This is a genomic window from Saccharibacillus sacchari (assembly GCF_037722395.1).
GTDB lineage: Bacteria > Bacillota > Bacilli > Paenibacillales > Paenibacillaceae > Saccharibacillus > Saccharibacillus sacchari_A.
The window spans coordinates 135,013-157,008 of sequence record NZ_JBBKAR010000033.1 but is presented as its reverse complement, the minus strand read 5'-3'; the positions used below and the strand labels follow the sequence as shown (position 1 = coordinate 157,008).

The 21,996-nt window shown below is 53.2% G+C and carries 16 protein-coding genes; 5 read left to right on the top strand and 11 right to left on the bottom strand.

Features of this window, described 5'->3' with window-relative positions:
- Positions 1-81: 81 nt before the first annotated feature.
- Both WKI47_RS09625 and WKI47_RS09620 read right to left on the bottom strand, forming a co-directional pair.
- On the bottom strand, positions 82-621 hold the full coding sequence (locus WKI47_RS09625; protein ID WP_340226926.1) for a chromate transporter: 540 nt from the start codon (positions 619-621) through the stop codon (positions 82-84).
- 11 nt (positions 622-632) lie between these two features.
- Positions 633-1,274 (bottom strand): chromate transporter, encoded by a 642-nt coding sequence (locus tag WKI47_RS09620; RefSeq protein ID WP_340226925.1) that lies wholly within the window; start codon positions 1,272-1,274, stop codon positions 633-635.
- A 273-nt stretch (positions 1,275-1,547) separates the two neighbouring features.
- Here WKI47_RS09620 and WKI47_RS09615 point away from each other — a divergent pair, with 273 nt between their 5' ends.
- On the top strand, positions 1,548-2,735 hold the full coding sequence (locus tag WKI47_RS09615) for an ROK family protein (RefSeq protein ID WP_340226924.1): 1,188 nt from the start codon (positions 1,548-1,550) through the stop codon (positions 2,733-2,735).
- A gap of 13 nt (positions 2,736-2,748) precedes the next feature.
- On the opposite strand, the gene WKI47_RS09610 is transcribed toward WKI47_RS09615, so the two are convergent.
- Positions 2,749-3,627 (bottom strand): AraC family transcriptional regulator, encoded by an 879-nt coding sequence (locus WKI47_RS09610; protein WP_340226923.1) that lies wholly within the window; start codon positions 3,625-3,627, stop codon positions 2,749-2,751.
- 220 nt (positions 3,628-3,847) lie between these two features.
- Between WKI47_RS09610 and WKI47_RS09605 the strand changes: the two genes are divergently transcribed.
- Both WKI47_RS09605 and WKI47_RS09600 read left to right on the top strand, forming a co-directional pair.
- The gene (locus tag WKI47_RS09605) at positions 3,848-5,842 is read left to right on the top strand and encodes a glycoside hydrolase family 127 protein (protein WP_340226922.1); all 1,995 of its coding nucleotides are present in this window, start codon (positions 3,848-3,850) and stop codon (positions 5,840-5,842) included.
- A 270-nt stretch (positions 5,843-6,112) separates the two neighbouring features.
- Positions 6,113-8,686 carry a beta-L-arabinofuranosidase domain-containing protein gene (locus tag WKI47_RS09600; protein ID WP_340226921.1) on the top strand — a complete coding sequence of 858 codons (2,574 nt, stop codon included), beginning with the start codon at positions 6,113-6,115 and terminating at the stop codon, positions 8,684-8,686.
- Positions 8,687-8,814: 128 nt separating this feature from the next.
- Here WKI47_RS09600 and WKI47_RS09595 read toward each other — a convergent pair whose 3' ends face one another.
- From WKI47_RS09595 to WKI47_RS09580, 4 genes are all read right to left on the bottom strand, one after another.
- The gene (locus WKI47_RS09595) at positions 8,815-9,804 is read right to left on the bottom strand and encodes a glycoside hydrolase family 43 protein (protein WP_340226920.1); all 990 of its coding nucleotides are present in this window, start codon (positions 9,802-9,804) and stop codon (positions 8,815-8,817) included.
- A gap of 40 nt (positions 9,805-9,844) precedes the next feature.
- Positions 9,845-10,726: a carbohydrate ABC transporter permease gene (locus tag WKI47_RS09590; RefSeq protein ID WP_340226919.1), complete on the bottom strand. Its 882-nt coding sequence runs from the start codon at positions 10,724-10,726 to the stop codon at positions 9,845-9,847.
- A gap of 1 nt (position 10,727) precedes the next feature.
- Positions 10,728-11,621, bottom strand: a complete 894-nt coding sequence (locus WKI47_RS09585; protein ID WP_340226918.1) for a sugar ABC transporter permease — start codon at positions 11,619-11,621, stop codon at positions 10,728-10,730.
- Between the two features lie 103 nt (positions 11,622-11,724).
- On the bottom strand, positions 11,725-13,062 hold the full coding sequence (locus WKI47_RS09580) for an ABC transporter substrate-binding protein (RefSeq protein ID WP_340226917.1): 1,338 nt from the start codon (positions 13,060-13,062) through the stop codon (positions 11,725-11,727).
- Between the two features lie 529 nt (positions 13,063-13,591).
- Here WKI47_RS09580 and WKI47_RS09575 point away from each other — a divergent pair.
- On the top strand, positions 13,592-14,545 hold the full coding sequence (locus WKI47_RS09575) for an ArsR/SmtB family transcription factor (protein WP_340226916.1): 954 nt from the start codon (positions 13,592-13,594) through the stop codon (positions 14,543-14,545).
- Positions 14,546-15,161: 616 nt separating this feature from the next.
- Here the strand turns inward: WKI47_RS09575 and WKI47_RS09570 are convergent.
- From WKI47_RS09570 to WKI47_RS09555, 4 genes are all read right to left on the bottom strand, one after another.
- On the bottom strand, positions 15,162-17,114 hold the full coding sequence (locus WKI47_RS09570) for a beta-L-arabinofuranosidase domain-containing protein (protein ID WP_340226915.1): 1,953 nt from the start codon (positions 17,112-17,114) through the stop codon (positions 15,162-15,164).
- Positions 17,115-17,129: 15 nt separating this feature from the next.
- Positions 17,130-17,990 (bottom strand): carbohydrate ABC transporter permease, encoded by an 861-nt coding sequence (locus WKI47_RS09565; protein WP_371873200.1) that lies wholly within the window; start codon positions 17,988-17,990, stop codon positions 17,130-17,132.
- 96 nt (positions 17,991-18,086) lie between these two features.
- A complete protein-coding gene (locus WKI47_RS09560; protein ID WP_340226914.1) occupies positions 18,087-19,049 on the bottom strand; it encodes an ABC transporter permease in 963 nt (320 codons plus the stop codon).
- Between the two features lie 75 nt (positions 19,050-19,124).
- The gene (locus WKI47_RS09555; protein ID WP_340226913.1) at positions 19,125-20,744 is read right to left on the bottom strand and encodes an extracellular solute-binding protein; all 1,620 of its coding nucleotides are present in this window, start codon (positions 20,742-20,744) and stop codon (positions 19,125-19,127) included.
- Positions 20,745-21,060: 316 nt separating this feature from the next.
- Between WKI47_RS09555 and WKI47_RS09550 the strand changes: the two genes are divergently transcribed.
- Positions 21,061-21,918 (top strand): AraC family transcriptional regulator, encoded by an 858-nt coding sequence (locus tag WKI47_RS09550; RefSeq protein ID WP_340226912.1) that lies wholly within the window; start codon positions 21,061-21,063, stop codon positions 21,916-21,918.
- The last annotated feature ends 78 nt before the right edge of the window (positions 21,919-21,996 follow it).

Sequence of the window (21,996 nt, the reverse complement as noted above, 5' to 3'; positions counted from 1 at the left end):
ACTCCTGCTCCCGTACGATCGCCTTCTCAACGCCAAAGGCAACCTACGGGCAAAGCGGAGTTTTTGAGATCAACCAACTGTTCAAAAAATCACGATGCCTGCCACTGCGGACAACAGCAACACTACGACAGGATGCAGCTTGTATTTGACGATCGCCAACAGGCAACCGCCGCAAATCAACAGCATGCCCAGCGTTTCCCAACCGAACAGCCCTCCCGCTTCCGCCTGTCCGCCGAATCCGAAAGAAATCGCGGCGTACACAATCAGCGCGGTAATAACGGGGCGCAATCCGTAAAAGGCGGATCGAACGCTCAGGCGGTCATGCAATCGGATAAAAAAAGCAGCGAGCACCGCCACCAGGATCAGCGAAGGCAAAATCATTCCGGTTGTCGCAGCGATCGCTCCGGCCAGACCTCCCTGCTCATAACCGATCAACGTCGCGCTATTGGTGGCAATCGAACCCGGCGCCATCCCCGACAACGCCCCGATTTCCTGAAACTGTTCGATGCCGATCCAGCCCATTCCGGCAGTCTCCCGCTGAATCAGACTCATGACCGCGTACCCGCCGCCAAAAGCCAAACATCCAACGCGAAAAAAAACAATAAAAATCTCCCACAGCATGGCATTCACCTTCAAATATAGTATTCGGGCAACATCGCTTCTTTAGCCGATCTTTCCGACACCGGTTCGGTCCGCACATTCAGCTTTTTCGATTGACGGATGCCCATCGCGGCCATGCCGATCACCGGACCGCCCAATATCAGCCAAAACGAGCTTACATTCGTGAACAGCAGTACCGCCAGAGCAACTGCCGCAAGCGTATAGGTGAGCGTATCGAATAACGAAGCTCGTGCCATTTTCCAAGCCGCCACCAGAATTAGGGCCACGACCGCCGCATGAATGCCTTTAAGCGCCGCTTGAACCTTGACGTAGTCTTTGAAAAAAGAATAGGTCAGACTCAACAGCAAAATGATCGCCAGCGTAGGCAGCGTGATCCCGACCACAGCAGCGATCGCTCCTATCACTCCGCCGAGCCGATAGCCGATAAAAGCCGCCGAATTGACGGCTACTCCGCCTGGCGCGGAACCGGCAACCGAGACCATGTCTCCCATCTCCTCGGCCTTCATCCATCCTTGGCGCTCTACGACTTCTTTTTCAATCGTGGCCATCATGGCATAACCGCCGCCAAAAGTGGAAGGACCGATCTTTAGAAAAGCGATAAAGATCTGCGGAAGCATCCGAAGCTCTGCCGACGTGACAGCCGCAAGTTTCATTCGGTTCGCCTCTTTTCCTTTTTACGTTTTTACAACATTCCAATCACTTTATGATAACACATTTTATCATTTTGGATTTAAGTTCGATGAGAAAACAAAGAAAATAATGAAAAAAAGATGTAAAATACTTCTTATCGCGATCTTAAATCCGACTATTAACCAAATTGAAATTAAGTCGATTATTCCTATGCTTTAAGTATAGAAAAGAGGCTGGCTGTGCTTTATACTGATTAATAACCAACCAACAAACTCGGAAATGGAGAGATACGACTGATGATCGCCCGTTCTCAAACGTCTATCCGCAAGGATGTTTACCAGCGCATTCTCGAACTCGGCACCGTGTCCAAAGCCGAGCTGATGCAGGAATTCGCACTGACCAGCAGTAGCATGACCCGGCTTCTCGACGACCTGACCGCTCAGGAAATTATTCGGGTGTCGGGACTCGGCAGTTCGACAGGCGGACGCAAACCGATCCTGTTCCAGACCAACCCTACATACCGTTATCTGCTTGGGCTCGAAATCTCACGGATCTATTCAACGCTGGCGCTTTATGATATGCACTTGAATTTATTGGTTTCTACACGCTGGAAAATGGACGCGAACATGACGCCGGGACGTCTGGTCGAACGCGTAGGCAAGGAGGCCGAACGGTTTCTCGCTGAACATGAGTTGAAAACGGACCATTTGCTGGGTATCGGAATCGGCTCTGTCGGTCCGCTCGACCGGGAACAAGGCGTGATACGCCAACCGGAGTTTTTCGCGGCGCCGGGTTGGAATGAAGTCCCGATCTGCGAACTGCTGGAGCAGCGTCTCGGTGTTGCCGCGCGGCTGGATAACGGTTCGAATACCGCACTGCTTGGCGAACATTGGGCTTTGCGGGGAAGAAGCGCGCAGCATCTGCTGTATGTCCATGCTGGAATCGGCCTGCGGGCCGCGATGATGTCCGAAGGACGCCTGATCCGCGGAGCCGCCGATGCCGAAGGAGCCGTAGGCCAGATGATTATCGCGACGGACGGGCCGCGCTTTGAAGGGCGGGGCAATCACGGCGCATGGGAGGCTTTCGTATCCGTACGCGCTCTGGAGCATCGGGTTCGCAACCAATTGAAAATCGGCCGTCCAAGCGTGCTGACCGGACGTCATCCGGATGAAATTACGTTCGCCGACCTAACGGAAGCTTTAGACGCGGACGATGCACTCGTGAAGGAACAGTTTACCGAAGCGGCCGCATACTTGGGGATCGGACTTGCCAATCTGATCAATGTGCTTCACCCGGACAATGTGGTGCTGGGCGGGCCGCTGATCGAAGCCCATCCGCTCGTTTACGAGACGGCTGTCGCGACCGCTTTGAAAAACATTGCACGCGGACGGCAATACAGCCCCGCTTTTTCGCTCGCGGAGCTGAAAGAGAACGCCGTGGCGGCAGGAGCCGCTTTTATGCTGTTGCAGGAATGGGCCGTATAGCCGCCGGTTCGATCTAGCGCATATGCCGCTGCCGGAAGCGAAGCGGCGAGATGCCGAAACGTTCCGCAAAACGGCGCGAAAAATAAGGAGCGGTCTCAAACCCTACCTTTTCCGCCACGGAGGCTACAGAAGCTTCCGTGCGCAGCAGCAACAAGCGAGCCTGCTCCAAGCGGCATTCCTCCAGATATTCCATAGGCGTCAGACCGTTGACACGCTTCATGCAGCGGGTCAAATAGTTATAGTGGAAATGCAGCTCGTTCGATAGGATCGCCCCGGTTAACGGCTCCGCGTAATGCGCACGAATATAGCGTTCCGTCCGTTCAGCTACGCTTTCTGCCGGACTGCCGGACGGATCGCGGCGGCGCAGATCGAGCGAACGCAGCAGTTCCTCGAACAACCGTTGGCGCTCCCATACCGCCCCCGATAAGCTTCGTTCCTCCAAACGCAACAGTCTTTCCCCTTCTCCGCTACCTCCGGGCGCGCCGGGAAGCGTACCCAACTGCGGAAGCCGGATCGTATACGGCGGCGTACCGAATTGCGCCGCATGTCGATCCCGGTCCGCGAACGCAGGCTCGGCCTCTTCCGCTATCCCCCATTCGCCCAAAACGCGAAAATGAATCCAGGTGAAGCTCGTCTCCTCTTCGCAGGGACGAACCGAATAATGATATCGGTCCGGGAGCAACAGCAACGTATTGCCCGCCCCAACTTCCCACTGCCGATCTTCTTCTCCCATATACAGCATTCCCCGTTCAACCAGAATCAGGTCAAACAGGCCGAGCGCCCTGCGGCTGGGATGCGCGTCTCCCGGTGCATAGACGCTTCGGCCGCATTCGGTAAAGTACGGAAAAGGCGGTGCGGCAAAATAAACGGTCGGTTCTCCTTGTTGAATCATGCTCGGTTATACTCTCCTTCTGCTATCCATGTCCCGCTTCGTTTTCCGCTCAAATTTGCAAACGCAATCATAAAGAAGCAATATCGCTCGCATTTGAGTGTGAAATCGGACAAGAATTCGGGGCATTTTAGGAATCGTTCCCTTTTATTTTAAGGAATATAATGAAATCATGCCAGGCTTAAATCACACCTAAATCTACGCTCCGAAAGGAAGAATCGTAATGAACCCAATTCCGAAACCATCCGATGTACCGCAGCGCGCAGCCGTTTCGCCAACAGGCGTCACCTTGAGCGATCCGTTCTGGTCCCCGTATACCGACCTTGTGCAAAACGTCGTCATCCCTTATCAATATGAAGCGCTGCATGATCGGGCGCCCGGAGCCGAACCGAGCGGCGCGATTCAGAATTTCCGTATTGCCGCCGGGCAGGCGGAAGGCGAATATGTCGGCTGGGTATTCCAGGACAGCGATCTAGCCAAATGGCTGGAGGCCGTCGGCTATTCGCTTCAAATCAAGCGTGACGCCGATCTCGAACGCCGCGCCGACGAGCTGATCGAGCTAATCGAAGCCGCTCAGCACCCCGACGGGTATCTCAATACGTATTTCACGATCAAGGAGCCGGGTAAGCGCTGGACAAATCTCACGGACTGCCATGAGTTATACTGTGCCGGACATATGATCGAAGCGGCCGTTTCCTACTACGAAGCGACAGGCAAAGACAAACTTTTGAATGTCATGAAACGCATGATCGAACATATCGAGACTGTATTCGGTAAGGGTGAAGGTCAACTTCGCGGGTACGACGGTCACCAGGAGATCGAATTGGCGCTGGTCAAGTTGTATACCCTGACCGAAGAAGAACGATATTTGAAGCTTGCCGCTTTCTTCGTCAACGAGCGCGGTCAGGAACCGAACTTCCTTCGCCAAGAATGGGAGCAACGCGGTCGCCGAGGCCATTTCAACCCCAATCTGCAAGATCGGATCGACACTTCGTATTATCAGGCAGACAAGCCGGTGCGCGAACAAACCGTCGCGGTCGGTCACGCCGTTCGCGCCGTATACATGTACACCGCAATGGCGGACCTGGCCCGCTTGACCGGAGATCAGGAACTGGAAGCGGCCTGCCGCACGCTGTGGCATAATGTCACACGTAGCCAGATGTACGTCACGGGAGGGATTGGCTCGACCCATCACGGCGAAGCGTTCACCTTCGATTATGATCTGCCAAACGACACGATCTATGCGGAGACCTGTGCTTCGATCGGCCTGATCTTTTTCGCCCAACGTATGCTTCTGCTTGAACCGAAGTCCGAATATGCGGACGTGATGGAACGTGCCTTGTACAACAACGTGCTCGGCTCCATGGCCCAGGACGGCAAGCATTACTTCTACGTCAATCCGCTGGAAGTGTGGCCGCAAGCCTGCTCCTGCAACCCGGGCAAGCATCATGTGAAGTCGGAGCGTCAAGCCTGGTTCGGCTGCGCCTGCTGCCCGCCGAACGTCGCCCGTCTGCTCACTTCGCTCAACCGTTATGTCTATACGCAGCGCGGCGATACGTTATATGCCAATCTGTATATCGGCAGCGAACTGTCAGCCGAGCTTGGCGGAACAAGCGTGCAAATCAAGCAGCATGCCGAGCTTCCTTGGAACGGAGTGGTTCGGTTCGAGATCGCGGCGGAGCAGGAAGCCCGCTTCGCGCTTGCGCTCCGCGTGCCGAACTGGTCCCCGGACATGAACGTCTCCATTAACGGTGAAAACCTGAATTTTTCGGCCGCCGAGCTTCAGGACGGTTATCTGCTGCTTGAACGCGACTGGAAAAACGGTGACGTGGTGGAAATCTTGTTGACCATCCAAACGACATTGGTTTACGCCGATATCCGCGTCCGCGCCGACGTCCACAAAGCAGCGATCCAACGCGGCCCGCTGGTCTATTGCGCGGAAAGCGCCGATAACGGCGAACCGATCGTCGCTTTGCGCTTGAGCCAACACGCTACTTTCTCCGAACGCCCCGCCACCGATCTTCCCGGCGGCGCGATCGCGGTAGAAACCGAGGCCCTGCGCAGCGTAACGACTGCCACCGACAACGAAGCAGGCAGCCTGTACCGAACAAAACCGCCTGTGCTTGAGCCAACCAAACTAACCGCCGTCCCTTACTACCTCTGGGGCAACCGCGGCCAAGGCGAAATGACCGTATGGCTGAATACGTCGGAAAAGTGATCTTCCAAACCATCGCTTATCCGTGACTGACGTTTTGACACCTAGCCGAACGTTCCGACATCCGGGATCGGAAGGATGTAATCCCCTTTTAGAATAAGGATTATTTCATGCTGGTCTATAGATATTTTCGCTTGGATATTCAAACGGAACCTTCGCAAACCTAACCTTTTGACACTTATTCAAACGTTGCACCATTTACGCGGATACAAGCGGTCGGTAAGCTGAAAAAGAGAACGATATCTTTTATTCCCGACAGACAGGAGAATGGCTATGCCGACCGAATTTTCTGCGCCAACCGCACGGCTCGACGATTATCGCCTTGACCGCGTGCGTATCGACGACGCTTATTTACAGAATGCTTTTGCGAATGAGATCCGTTATTTGAAAAATTACGAGAACGACCGTCTGTTAGCCGGATTTCGCGAAACACGCGGACTGATCCCGCTGGCCGAAAAGTATCCGGGCTGGGAAACGACCGAGATTCGCGGCCATACGCTCGGACATTACCTGAAGGCGGCAGCCCAAGCTTACGCCGTATCCGGTGATGGCGAACTGCTGGAGCAATTAAACCAATTGATTGACGGCCTGGCGAAATGCCGCTTCGAAAACGGCTATCTGTCGGCTTTCCCGGAGGAACTGTTCGACCGGGTCGAGCGGCGTAAGCCGGCCTGGGTTCCGTGGTACACGATGCACAAGATCGTGGCCGGATTAACGGCGACGTTCGAATATACGGATAATCGGCTGGCCTTGGAACTGGCTTCGGCTCTTGGCGACTGGATCGCGACGCGCACATCGGCCTGGACGCCGGACATTCAAACTGCCGTTCTATCCGTGGAATACGGCGGCATGAACGATTGCCTGTACGACCTGTACAAACTGACCCGCCAGCCCGCCCATTTGCAAGCCGCGCACGCTTTTGATGAAATGACCTTGTTCGGCCCGGTGCGCGAAGGCCGGGACATTCTGACAGGCAAGCATGCCAACACGACCATTCCGAAGTTTTTGGGAGCGCTCAACCGCTACCGCACGTTGGGCGAAAGCGAGCGCTTTTATCTGGAAGCGGCGGAAAGCTTTTGGACGATGGTCGTGGAACATCATAGCTATGTGACCGGCGGCAACAGCGAATGGGAGCATTTCGGCGAGCCGGACCGTCTGGATCGCGAACGCTCCAACTTCACCGCCGAGACCTGCAATACGTACAATATGCTCAAGCTGACGCGCGAGCTGTTCAAGTTGAGCGGCGACGTCAAATATGCGGACTTTTACGAAAACACGTTCCTGAACGCGATTTTGTCGTCGCAGCATCCGCACACCGGCATGACGATGTATTTCCAGCCGATGGCGACCGGCTATTTCAAAGTCTACAGTTCGCCATTCGAGCATTTCTGGTGCTGCACGGGCACAGGCATGGAGAGCTTCACCAAGCTGAACGACAGCTTGTATTTCCGCGGCGAGGACAGCATCGTCGTCCACCAATACATCTCCTCGGAACTGAATGCCGAGGAATTCGGCCTTCTGTTGAACCAGCGCTCCGCTTTGCCGGAGTACGATACGGCGGTCTTCACCGTATCGACGACCCGGCCGCAAAGCAGCCGGATCACGCTGCGCTTCCGCCTGCCGGAGTGGCTGGCCGGCGAAGCCGAGCTGACGCTGAACGGCAAGCGCCTCACTGCCGGCGCCGCGGACGGCTTCGCCGCAGTGACCCGCGTCTGGGCCGACGGCGATAGAATCGAGCTTCGCCTGCCGATGACGCTGCGCGCGGTCGGCCTGCCCGACGCGCCGCATGCGGTCGCTTTCAAATACGGCCCGACCGTGCTTAGCGCCGGACTCGGTCGCGAAGACTTGACCGAATCCGCCACCGGCGTGGCGGTCAGCGTGCCGACGAGAAGCATGCTCGTCAAAGACTTCCTGACGGTCGAAGGCAGCCCGGCCGATTGGCTGGAATCTTTCGCTGCGCGCTGGCAGCAGCGCGGCGACAAGCCCGAATTCGTTCTCCAAGGCACCGACGAGGACGAACGGTTGGTCTTCGCGCCGCACTACAAGCGGCACGGCGAACGTTACGGGATCTATTGGCGAGTCGTCCAAGCGGATTCGCCGGAACTTCAACAGCATATTCTGGACGGCAAACGCAACAGCCGGGTCGAAGACGCGACGATCGACAGCCTGCCTGTCGGCAACGATCAATACGAACTGGAGCACAAGATCCGCGGCGACAAAACATTTGTCGATGTGTGGGACGGCAGCACCACGCGGCGTGCGGAGACAGGCGGCTCGTTCGGCTATACGCTCAAAGCCGAACCGAACGAAAAGCATGTGCTGGAAGTGACCTTCTTTTCCGGCCATCGGGGAGACCGCCCGATCACTATCGAGGCCGATGGCACGATCATCGCCGACGGCGTTCCGCCTTCCCGGATCGGACGCGGATTCCATACGCACCGCTACACGCTTCCCGCTGATCTGATCGGCAACCGCGACTCGCTTGATATCACCTTCCGGGTCAGCGGCGAAGAAACCGGGATCTTCGATATCTTGCGCATCATGAGCCCGTACGACACCGAACCTTCGCTGCGCCGCCTGGAATTTGCTAGCGGACAACTGGATACGCCGTTCGAGCCGTCTCGTATGCGTTACACGCTGAGCGTTCCTGCGGATACGGAAGAAGTCACCTTCCAGGCTACGCCCGCACGCAAAAACGGCTTGGTTTATGCCGACGGCGTATTGATCGAAGACACGCTGCGTCGCAGTATGCAACTCCAGAGCGCGACGACGGTTCTCCGCCTGACCTCCAAAGCGGAAGATCATGAGACGGCCAGAGATTATGTGATCAATATCGTGAAAGTTTAAGACCGTACAGTACAAAGTAGCCTTTTCCCCGTCCACAAAAAAGACCTTTCACCGCACTCTGCGCGGCAAAAGGTCTTTTTTTCGTAAACCCGTTTTTTCTATAATATATGCCCGTTTATCGTGATCCGTTACTTGCCCGCTATATCCGCACCTTCGACTACAGCCGTATCCCGCCCAGGCACGCCGAAATCCGGCAGCCCATCCTCTCTCCACGTAAAAGCTTTCACCCTCGCATGTCGGTTCGGATCGTATAACGGGTCGCCTTGAATCTCCTTGTAACTGCGAGCATGATACACCAACAGATCTTCGCCGTTTTCTCCGACCGTGAAGCAGTTATGCCCCGGACCGTATTGGCCGTTCTCCTCGTTCGTTTGGAACACAGGCTCCGATCCCTTCGTCCATGAGGCCGCATCCAGCAGATCGTCTTCTTCGTCGGCGAACAGCAATCCCATGCAGTAATGATGGTCCGTCGCGCTGCCCGAGAAGGTCATCCATACTTTGCCTCCATGCTTCACCACGGCCGCGCCTTCATTTACGGAAAAGCCGATTTTTTCCCAGTCGTATTCCGGTTTGCTAATCATCGTTTGCGGGCCTTTCAGCGTCCAGCCGTTCTCCATCGCGGATATGTACAGGTTGGAGTTGCCCGGGATCTTCGGATCTTTTTGCGCCCAGACATAATAATGCGTTCCCCGATGTTCAAAAGAAGTCGCGTCCAGCGCGAAAGACTCCCACGCCGTTTGGATCTGTCCTTTTTCCGTCCATTGTCCTTCGAGCGGATTGTCCGACGGATTTTCCAGCGCGTACATCCGATGATCGAACAGCCCTTCATCCGTTTCCGTCGTATGGGCCGCCGCGAAATAGATGTACCATTTCCCGTCTATCCGATGCAGTTCGGGAGCCCAGATATTGGCGCTAAGCTGTCCTTTTTCCCGTTTCCGCCAAACGACCGTCGCTTGAGCTTCACGCAGCCCTTCGATCGTCGTCGCCCGGCGCAGTTCGATCCGGTCGTACTCCGGCACCGAAGCGGTAAAATAGTAATAGCCGTCTTCATGCTTATAAATAAAAGGATCTGCACGTTGTTCGATCAGGGGATTCGGATATATTCTCGACACGTCCATCATCATCTCTCTCCTTGCCCAACTCAGAATAAAAATCCGTTTAACCTTTCACCGCGCCCGCCGTCATCCCGTCGATAAAGTATTTTTGGAACGCGATAAACAGAATAAAGATCGGGATGATGGAGAAAAAGGAACCGACAATCAGCAGATCATAGTTATTGCCGTAAGGCGTAAGCAGTGTTTTCAGACCGATCGGCAGCGTATATTTGCGTTCGTCGCTCAGTACCATGAACGGCCACAGGAAGTTGTTCCAGCTATTCATCCCGTTCAGGATCGCCATCGCCGCGAAAGAAGGCTTCATAATCGGCAAAATCAAACGCAGGTAGATCCCGTATTCGCTTGCCCCGTCCACGCGCCCCGCCGCAATGATCTCTTTGGGAATGCCGCTGAGATACTGCCGGAAAAAGAAGATCGTCGCCGCGCTGGCTATGCCCGGAAGAACGATCGCCGAATACGTGTTCATCATGCCCAGGTTGAAAATGAGCGTGTACAGCGGCAGCAGCAAAATTTCGAACGGAACCATCATGATCAGCAGCACGCAGATAAACAGAAAGTTTTTCCCTTTAAACTCGTACGCGGAAAAGCCGTAAGCCACCGTCGCGCTGACCAACAGCGTAAGCGCCACCTGCACGACCGTCAGCAACAACGAGTTGAAAAACCAGGTGAAATAAGCATGCTGTCCGGTAAACAGGTACGTATAATTGTCCAGACTCATCACGGACAGATCGAACTTCAGGTTCAACCCGTAGCGGATCAGCTCTTCCCCCGGCTTGAACGACGCGAGAGCGATCGCGTAGAACGGAATCAAAATGATCGCGCAAAGAATCGTAAACAGCACGAACAGCACGATTTTGAGCGGAAGCTCTTTTTTCGAACGCGTGACCGTATTCTCTTGCAGATTCAGCGCAGCTTCTCTTTTCATGTCAATCCTCCTTTTTGAACAGGCCGGAGAAGGCGAGCTGGATCATATTGATCGTCATCGCCAGCACCAACAGCACGATGCCGACGGCCGCCGCGTAACCGAGGTTGCTTTTCTCGATCCCTTGGCGATACAGGTAACCGACAATCGTGAGGCCGATGTTTTTCGGAGAATTGTTGCCGTTCCAGAGCATCAAGCTTTCGATAAACATCGCCAGACCCGCATAGATGCTGATGGTCAGCACATAGATCGTCGTCGGCTTGAGCAGCGGCATGGTGATCATGCGGAACTTTTGCCACGCCGACGCGCCGTCGATCGAAGCGGCTTCGTAATAATCGTCCGGAATATTTTTGAGCCCCGACAGGAAGTACAGCATATTCACGCCCAGCCAGCGCCAGGTCGCCAGTGCCAGCAGCGCGATAAAGCCTGTCACCTGCCCTTTCAGGAACTTGACCGGCTCGATGCCGAACCAGCCCAGGAAGCTGTTGATCAGCGAGCCGTCCATTTCCCCGAACATCAAGCGGAATACCGTGCCTGCGACGACGACCGATGTCAGCGCCGGGAAAAACAGCGAGGATTTGAAAAATTCACGGCCCCACATGAATTTATTGTTGATCAGCACCGCGAGCAGCATCGGCAGCGGAATCAGAATAAGCAGCGTACAGATCATATACACCGCACTGTTCATCATCGCTTTGAGGAAAATCTTATCGCCGAGCAGCTTCGTATAGTTGTCCAGGCCGATCCATTCGGTTTCTTGCCCCAACGTGATCTTTTGAAAACTCATCGTGACGGAACTGCCGAGCGGATACACCCAGAAGATCAGGAAAACAAGGATAAAAGGCAACACAAATACGTAGGGAGCCACCTTTTGCGAGTAAAGAAATCTTTTTAGCATCGCTTTGCACCTTCTTTATAAACGGTCTCCCGCTCACGCCGCATCCCAGGTTCAGAAGCAGCGAGCGGGAGACCCGTCGGAATAAAAAACCTATAGGGATGCGTTATTGCAATTCCTGCTCGACTTGTGCCTGCGCTTCGTCGAGAGCCGTCTGAATATCTTTGCCGTCCTCGAAGATTTCATTCAACGTAACTGTATTCAGTACGTTATTGATCGTCGGAGAAGCCGGCGTGGACTTGATTAATTGAATCTCATCCTTGATCTCGTTCAGGATATCGAATGGATTGTTTTTGAAATACTGCACGAATTCGTTATCCGGGTTATGCGTCACGTCTTCCATATCCCATACCGCCATGTTAACAGGGTCAAAGCCGAGCGTATTCCAGATTGCGATATTGCCTTCTTCCGACAGCTTGGCGTAAGCGACAAATTCTTTGGCTAGCTGAACGTCCTTCGCTGTCTTGGTTACGACCGTCCCCGTACCGCCGCCACCGTACGATCTCGGCATGCCTTTTTCGATAACCGGGATCGGCGCGATTGCGATTTTGCCTTTCAGGTCCGGCATATAGTTGGTGTAACGGGACATTTCCCACAGCGGCATGAAGGCGGTTGCATAATTGCCGGAGTTAAACTCGCCGTAAGCTTCTTCGGTATCCGGCTGCCCGCCCGCGATCGTCGCGATCACGTTGCTGTCTTGCAGGTCTTTGAGCACGGTGAGTCCTCTGACCATCTCCGGCGAATTAAGCTGCGGATTGCCGTCGGCGTCGGTATAGTCCGATTTTTGCTGGGCGAGCATCATCGACGTTTGCCAGTTGGCGCTGGTGTCGGCGGTTCCCATGTATTTGCCCGTCGCTTCGTACACTTTGATACCGGCTTGCTTGAAATCTTCCCAAGTCGCGATATCCTCGTAGTTGACGCCGGCCTCTTCCAGAATTTCCGTGTTATAAAAAGCAACCGAAGCGCCGACATGGGTCGTGGCTCCGTACACTTGTCCATCTTTGCTATACAGATCGAGCTGCGAAGGAACGATGGTGTCTTTGTACGGCTCGATGACATCGTTCAACGATTCCAACTGCGGCGTGCCTTTGAGGAAATCCGGGAATTTGCCGATTTCGATATCCGCGATATCCGGCGCTCCCGTTCCCGTTTGCAGGGCGATCGACAATTTATTATGCATATCGTCGTACGGCATAACGGTAACGTTCAGCTTGATTTGGCGATCCGGGTTTTTCTCGTTCCATTTGGCGAGCATATCTTCGAAAAATTTGCCGTGCAGTTCGACGAACGTCCAATAGGACAGTTCCGTTGCCCCTTCGCCCGCTCCCGCGTCGATCACCGATTTTTCGCCATCCGCAGCCGTGCTGGACGTTGAATTTCCGCAGCCCGTGATCGCCAATAACAGAGCCATCAGCGTGATTAAAACGATTCCTTTTTTCTTCATTTCTGACCCTCCCGGATATGGTTTGTTGAATCTCGGATCGTCCAGTGAAAAGTTGCCAGTTGCCGCATATAAGCCGCTATGTAGAGGACGAGAGACGTAAATACTTCGCCAAGCCAATGCCAAACCGTAAAACGAGTGTTTCCCCGAGCTGTAGAAGCGCTGCTTGTCCCTCCTCTTTTATTTTAGTAGAACATAAAATAGTTTATGCTATACTGAATGTATCCGCTTTCAGGAATAAAATAACATACCGTTTTTGGGATGTAAACAAGTAAATTTAAATCTTTTTAGCTTTACCTAAAGCATTCTTTGCAGTTTTCGCCTAGTGTTTTGTAAAAGGTTCATGTGATGATTTCGCCTTTTCATTTTAAGTTTTCTTGAATGAAACCGTCGTTTCTTTCTACTCTTTTTATCGAATTTTGATGAATTTCGGCGGAAAGGTCAAAATTTTCATTTTAACCGGCCTTAAGTTTATAATGGATTAAAATAAGAAAACGTTTCAGGACTATGCGCGAAAGCGAGGAGAACTGCGATGATTTATATTAAAGATTTGATGAGCGGAATCGATATTTTTAAAGCCCTAAGCTCCGAGATCCGGATTCAGATCCTGGAGATGCTCGCCGGAGACGAAGAATTGAACTTGAACGAGATTGCCCGAAGACTGGGTCTGAGCAACGGGGCTGTGACTCTGCATATCAAAAAGCTGGAGGATTGCGGCCTGATCGAGATCCGAACCGCTGGCGGCAAACACGGGATTCAGAAGCTTTGTTACTTGAATAAAGAAAAGCTGATGGTCGATCTGCGCAGCAAAGAAGCGGATAATTTGTACGAAGTCGAAATTCAGGTCGGTCATTACAGTGATTACAAAGCGCTTCCAACCTGCGGACTCGCAACCAAAGACAGCATCATCGGCGATTTCGACGATCCCCGTTATTTTGCCGACCCGCAGCGGATTCATGCCGAGATCATTTGGCTGGCGGAAGGTTTCCTGGAATACCGTATTCCGAATTATTTGAAGCCGAACCAAAGCTTTCGCGAGATTCAGCTCTCGCTGGAGATCGGTTCGGAGGCGCCGGGATTCAATAACTTTTATCCGTCGGATATTCATTTTTCCATTAATGAGATTGAGATCGGCTGCTGGACCAGCCCCGGCGACTTCGGCGATGTGCGCGGCACGTTCAACCCGGACTGGTGGCCGCCGCATCTCAATCAGTACGGCATGCTGAAGCTGCTGCGGATCAACAGCGACGGCAGCTTTATCGACGGATGCCGGATTTCGGATGTGACGCTCGCGGATATCCAATTGGATTACCGCAGTGAGCTGACGTTCCGGATCGCGGTGACGGATCAGACGGCGAATAAGCGAGGCTTGACGCTGTTCGGGCGACGCTTCGGGAATTATAGTCAGCATTTGCTCGCGAGGGTGCTGTATCACGTACATGAGGGTGGATTTGTTGAAGAGGGCGTGGGGGTGGCGCTTAAATAAACTTTAGATAGGAAAGATGCACTGGACCTGTAGGTCCAGTGCGCTTTTTCTGCGTAAACGATTTTAACAGCTTGATTTGCGGTAAAAAATATACTCGTTGAGTTTGGAGACATCCCCTTCCGAACGGTGAAGCCGCCCTTCTTTACGGATCGGTTTGATTCGGAGAACGAGTTTTATAAATAAGTGCGCTTATACACTTATTTCGTTCGATTTGCTTCTGAATGTTCGAATAAGTGCGGATATACACCTATTTGAAGAGAATCGGCACAAAAGAGCATAAAACCGAGGAATTAAGTGTATATTCGCATCTAATCTCTCCAAATCAAAAAAATCCGGGCAAATAGTAGCTTTTCTTGCTTTAATCTGAGGTTTGTGCGGGCTTGGCATTATAAATTCAGAGCTTGGAAATAAAAACTTCGGAAATCGAGAATTAAAATTGGAGACTCAGGGAGCGGAACTCAGCGTTTGGCACTCGCAACTTGAAACTCATCGCTTTTCCCCTCCCTTTGCTTCTCCGATCTTCTCTTCGCTCTCTCCTTGCTTTTCCGCCTGTCCACACCCGGCATTTTCCTGACTGCGTTTGCGCTGAACAGCTATCGTTCTTAGGCTTAACCGTTTACTCGTTTTCTTCCCCGTCCGTGTGGCCGATGCGGCGGTCGGGGTGAGGAGAGATCCGATTGTACATATAGGTCCAGCGCATGGCGGGGATTCGATAATAGGGTTCGAAGGTGCGGGTGAGGTGGGCGTAGCCTGCGACATGGCCGGGAACGGTTCGGAAAACGTACGGAGCGCCGGCAGACTCCTCGTCGGACGGGCGTATCCAGTCGGCGGGAGCGGAAGCGTCGCCGATGAAGCGGGTCATGCTGTCGGCAGCGAGAACCAGAGGGCCGTAGCTCAAGGCGGCGACGTCCGGGCTGACGCGGTCGACAGGGCGGAAACGCAGCGTAAAAGGCAGGCGCAGTTCGACCCGGTCGCCGTGCTGCCAGTTGCGTTCAACGGTCGCCCATTGTCCCGGCACGGCAGAAATCGGTTGCGGTTCGCCGTTGATACGGACGGATGCGCCGTCGGCCCAGTCGGGAATGCGCAGATTGAGCGTAAAAGCGGCCCGTACATCGGCTGAGACTTCGGAACTGCCGTTTTTCGAATTTACGCTTTTCGAATCCGCGTTTTTCGAATCCACCGCATCTATTCCGATACGGAACACGACTGGGCTTTCTTTTTCGGGAAAAGCAGATACGTTCGTCACATGTACTTCATGCGCTCCGACTGTCCATTGAACCGAAGACGGCAGGTATTGCGAGACGTAAAGGTTTTCTTCCTCACGGTAATACAGCATATTGGCGTATTCGGCTACGTCTTGAGGGAAGGTTCCGGTGCAGCATTGCCATTCGAACGATTGGCCGCCTTCCTGCAAACGCCGGTCTTCGGTCGTTTTGATGGCACCGTCGAGAAAATAATTGGCGTAATACATCACTTTGCCGCCCGGTTCGACCGGCAGCTGCGCGCCCGTGCCGTTGTACAGCATCTTTTCCGCCCATTCGCCGTATTTGGCTTCGCCCGTGAAGCGCAGCAAATAATGGCACAGCTTGAATACCGCCCAGGCGCAGCAGGAGACTTCGCAACTTCCCCACGTATCGTCGCGAGTGACTTCGTTGCCTGTAAAGTTGGTGTAGGTCAGACTGGCGCGCGAGGCGTCCCAGGTCGACTTCAACGAATCGCCGAGATAGCCTTCCGCATCGGTGAACAAACATTCTGCCGGACCGTACCCGCCTGTCGCAAAAATATGCCGGGTCGTAATAAGCTCGTACGCGATCTTCATCGCATTCAAATAACGTTCATCCCCTGTTGCTTCATAAGCCCGCGCTGCGCTGGACAAGCTGTTGACCTGACTGTAGGCATGACGCGGACCGATCCGAAAATCGCCGGCGAGCAATTTGTCCCACAAATAATCGTAGTCCCATTCCTTCGCGAATTCGGCAAAGCGTTCTTCTCCGGTTAGTTGATAAGCCCGATACAGATTTTCCGGCAGCGTATACCATTCGATCATGCGGTTGGTCCACAGTCCCGCATCCTGCAATCCGTCCCGCTTAATATCCCGTTTGAATGTCGATGCGGCGGCTTCCGTCAGTTTTTGCAAATGAATGCGTGCGCGTTCGTAGCCCAAATATTCGTATAGGTCCAACAAACCGCCCATCAGTTTATCGTATACATACGTGTCATGCTCGTACAGCTTATCCGAAGCATCCGCGCAATCCGCCCACCCGTCCGCCAACCGCAGCGCTTTGTCCTTAAGCCGTTCGTCCCCTGTAACGAGATAGAGTTTCGCGAATGCGCCCAATTTTTGACCGAATGTACTCGCGCCCGCACCATACCAACCGGTCAAGCCATGCCCTTCCGGATTCAAGCCTGCTTTTTCCCGAAAAATATGCAGCAGCCGTTCGTCCGGAATCGCGAGATAAGTCTCGACGGTCTCGTCGCGCTGCTTTTTCCAATGTCCTTCTCCCAGCTTGACGCGACGATAATGAAACCCTTGAAGACGGTCGGCCGCTTTGTTTTTTACTTTATTCACGATTCGACATCCTCCTCAGCCTTTAACGGAACCGATCATGACGCCTTTATCGAAATACTTTTGCAGGAACGGATACACGAGCAGGATCGGCAGCGTGGACACGATGATAACGCCGTATTTGACCTGGTCGGCATACTGCTGCGCATAACCGCCCGCCGCACCGCCGGAACCCGCGCCTTGCGAGAATACCTGATTGGACAACAGAATATCGCGCAGCACGATCTGAAGCGGTTGAAGATCATTGCTGCGGATATAGATCAGGCCCGTGAAAAAGTCGTTCCAGTGCGCAACCAGATAATACAAGCCGATAACCGACACGATCGCTTTGGACAACGGAAGCACGACCGAGCCGAAGTAACGGAAATGCGAACAGCCGTCCATCGCCGCCGCTTCGTACAGCTCTTTCGGAATGGAGCTTTCGAAAAAGGACCGGGCGATAATCAGGTTGTACACGTTGACGCTGAACGGCAGGATAAACACCCACATCGTATTCAACAGGTGCAGGTCCTTCATCAGCAGGTATGTCGGGATCAAACCGCCGCCGAAGAATAAGGTTACGACAAAAGCGAACATAATAAACCGTCTAGCCCGGAACTCCTGTCTGGATAATACGTATGCGGCCGGCAGCGTGAACAGCAGATTGACCGCCGTTCCCAGCACCGTGTACAGAATCGTATTGCCGTAGCCGGTCCAGATCCGCTGGTCTTTGAAAATCTCCGAATAACCGAAAAAGCTGATGTCTTTCGGGAAGATCGTCACCTGTCCGGTCGAGACGAGCGTGGAGTTGCTGATCGAAGCAATGACGACGAAATACAGCGGATACACGATACTGAGAAAAATCAACAGACAGATCGCGAATACGACCGCATCGAACATCCACTCGCCGAAATTCCGTTTATGCGCCACCGCTTTTTGCTTTTTTTGTACAAGCTGCATAAGCTATTCGCTCCTTTCTTCGGGAGACCGCCCGCGTTACCACAGACTGGTCTCCGATGTTTTTCTCGCCACCAGATTCATTGTGTACAGGAAGAAGAAGTTGATCAGCGTGTTAAACAATCCGATAGCCGCCGAGTAGCTGAACTGATTGCTCACGATCCCGATCTTGTACACGTAAGTCGAAATGACTTCGGATACGGGGAGGTTGAGCGAGTTTTGCATTAAGAAAATTTTCTCGAAACCGGTGCTGAGTACGCTGCCCATACTGAGTACGAACAAAATGATAATCGTCGGGATCAGCGCCGGAATCTCGATATTGCGGATCGTTTGCCAGCGGCTCGCGCCGTCGATCTTCGAAGCGTCGTACAATTGCGGGTCGACGGTCGACAACGCCGCTAAGTAAATGATGCTGTTCCACCCGCAGTGCTGCCAGATCTCGGACAAGACATAGACCGGCACGAACGTCGACGTGGAGCCGAGCAGATTGACGTTGCCCAGCCCGATCGACTGAAGCAAATGGCCGATAACCCCGGAGTTCGGTGACAGCAGCACGTTCAACAGACCGACCATAACGACGATCGAGATAAAGTGCGGCAGATAAACGGTTGTTTGCAGCGCTTTTTTCGCCCGTTTCCAGCGCAATTGATTGATAAGCAACGCCAGAATGATCGGAGCCGGGAAGCTGAGCACGACCGTGGACAAGCTGATTACGATCGTGTTTTTCATCAAATCCGCAAACTGGTAGCTTTCGAAAAATTGTTTGAAATAAAACAGCCCGCGCCATTCGCCGCCGGTCAAGCCTTTGGCAAAGTTGTAATCGCGGAATGCAAGCTGTATCCCGTACATCGGAATGTAGTTGAAAATAAAGATCACGACGATTGCGGGTAAAATCATAATCCATAGCTGATAGTCGCGCACGAACGTATTAAGTACCGTCGGCTTTTTCTTTTTATAAGCTCGCAGGTTGACCGGATGCTCATAGGGATTTTTGGGAACCATCGGCAGACCTCTCCTTTCGCGAAAACGGGGGCCGCTTCCGAAGTCTCCCGGAAACGGCCTCCTTTTCTCGATTGCTTAGTTTTTGCTCATATAATCGTCGTAGTATTTTTGAATGATTTCGATGTTTCGGTCCACGCCCGTTTTTTTCACGTTATCGACGTAGCCGGCCCATTGATCTTCCACGCCGCCTTTGGTGATCCATTCCGCCCATTTGGACATCGTGAGCGACAGCATAGCCGTATTATTCAAACTCATCGCATTGTTGTCTTCCACGCTGTACTTGATAAACATGCTCGGCAGCACGTCTTTTTCTTTGTCGATACCGTCCAGCGCCGCCTTCAGCGGTTCCGTCTGCGCGCCGACCGACTGCATATCCGTGCCGAGTTCCAGCTTGAGCGAATCGGAGATATACATCGGCCCGTTATCCGCCCAGCTTGTCGTCCATTTCCACGTGCCCGGGTCCATAGCTTTGTCCTCCGGAGGCAGCACCGCGTAGGAACCGTCGCCGTTGTCTTTGATATTCGTGCCGAGCGAACCGAACAAGACCTGCATGCTCACCGTCGGATCGTACAGCTCGTTGATGAACTTCATCGCGGCGTCTTTGTTTTTCGACGTGGACGCCAGCGATACCATATTCACGCCGTAGTTGAGCGAGTTGTAATCGTACGACCAGGACAGTTGATCGGTCGACGACGCGGTCTCTTTGAGCGGCGCGATCGATTCGTACTGCGGCGCGAGCGTGTTGCCGACGCGGTCGGTCACTTCCCAACCCCACGTGAAGCCGACAGCCGCCGTGTCTCCGTTGCCGCGCGCCACCGATTGATACTTCGTGTAGTCCTGCGTGAACACTTCCGGGTTAATCAAGCCTGCCGCAAAGCATTTATGCAGGAACGCGACCAGGTCTTTGTACCGTTCGTCCGTGAAAAAGTTTTTGACCTGGCCATCTTCGACGAAGTAGCCGAGGCCGCTGTTGTCCGTCAGCGTGATGCCCTGGCTGCCCAGCAGCATGGTCGGCATGAACGCTCCGAATCCGCCCGTGCCGCTCGGCGCGAAGTCCATCGGGATCTCGTCGTTTGCGTCTCCGTTGCCGTTGGCGTCTTTTTCTTTGAACGCGACCAGCACGTCATACAGCTCGTCCCAGTTGGTCGGTTCTTTCAAGCCCAGATTGTCGAGCCATTGCTTGTTGATATACTGGCGCGTCGTGGTATCCGGCCAAAAACGTTGATATTTCGGCAAACCGTAGATTTTACCGTCAAGCTGCGTCGCGATCGCTTTGGTTTCCGGTTTTTCGTCGAACATTTTCTGCACGTTCGGCGCATCGGCGGTGATTAGCGGCGTCATATCCTCGAACAAACCCGGGAACTGCGCATAGTCGGCGTCCGTGATCGCATTCGGTCCAATGATCAGGTCCGGGATATCGCCGCCTGCGAGCAAAGCGCCCTTTTTCTGTCCCCAATCCGCGCTGACTTCCTGCCATTCGATCTCGACGCCCGCTTTTTCTTCCGCTTTTTGTAACCATTCCATTTTGGAAAATTCCTGCGTCAACGGGTGCTTGGTCATAATCGCCGTCAGCTTGACCTTGCCGTCCGGCGTCGTTTTCCCGCTCTCGCTGCTCCCTTCGTCCGAACCTCCGCAACCCGACAGCAGACCTGCTCCAAGTGCCAGAACCGCCAGAATCGACATGCTTTTTTTCATTCCGATCCCCTCCATTTTTTGATTGCCGGATTGACGCGGAGAAGCATAAAAGCATATATGTATAGCGCTTCTCCGTCTGCCTCCACGGCCCCCTTTTCATTTTCGAAGCTTTTTTTGAATCCGCTTTCAAATCGATTTGATGATTCTAGATTAATCGCTTTTGACGGTCCGACAAATAGTTTAAAGTTCGAATAAGTGTCAAAAGGTTAGGTTTGTACGGGAGGGTATCTAGTCGGGGGAGGGGTTTTGTGTTAGCTTTACATTAGGGAAGCCATGCGAAAAAAGGACAAAATCAGACAAAGGGGGCTCTGCTTTGATGATTGCGTACGAACTATCTGTAGACACTCCGGTTGAGCTTGCGATTACCGGCAAATTCGTCGCGCCCGACGCCAATTGGATTCATTTGAGCCGGACTCTGACCGACTATGAGCTGATGGTCGTGACAGAGGGCGTATTGTATCTGGCCGACGGTTCTCAACAATTTACGGTATCCCAGGGCGAATATCTGCTGCTTCCGCCTTCCACCCGGCAATACGGCTATCAGGTATCGTCGTGCAGCTTCTATTGGTTGCATTTTTCTTCCAAAGACCAGAAGGTCGTCACTGTGGATGCAACGGAAGGATTACCCGGCAAGGAGGATCAGAAGATCGTTCTTCCGCGCTACGGCAAGCTGAAAAGCCTGGAGAAAATGATCGTGATGATGAAGCAGCTCCAGGACTCGGTACGCAGCTACGATATGTCGTCGCTCAACAATTACATGTCTACCGTCATTCTGTGCGAATTATATAACCAACTTTTCTACACCGATTCCACCATGCTCAAAAAGACCAGGCAGGAACAGCTTTACCACGATATCGTGGATTACATCAAATGGAGCCGCGGCGAACCCGTCAAGGTATCGCAGATCGCGGACGTGTTCGGCTACAACGAAAAATATCTGTCGCACCTCTTCTCCTCGATTGCGGGCGTCTCGCTCAAACAGTATATTTTGCAGCAAAAAATGGAACTGGCCAAATACCTGCTCACCGATACCAACCAAAATATCAGCGAAGTATCCGTCAAGCTGGGCTATACCGATTCCCATAACTTCATGAAAGCGTTTAAAAAGATCGTCGGCCTGACGCCAAGCGATTTCCGTAATGCGTATGCCAAGCGGTTGTTGTTTTACGAGTGAGTTCCAACCGATCAAGCGACAAAAACTTTTCGGCTTTTTCCGCGTATAACGAAGACATAAGGCTGTTGTTTCGGGTAA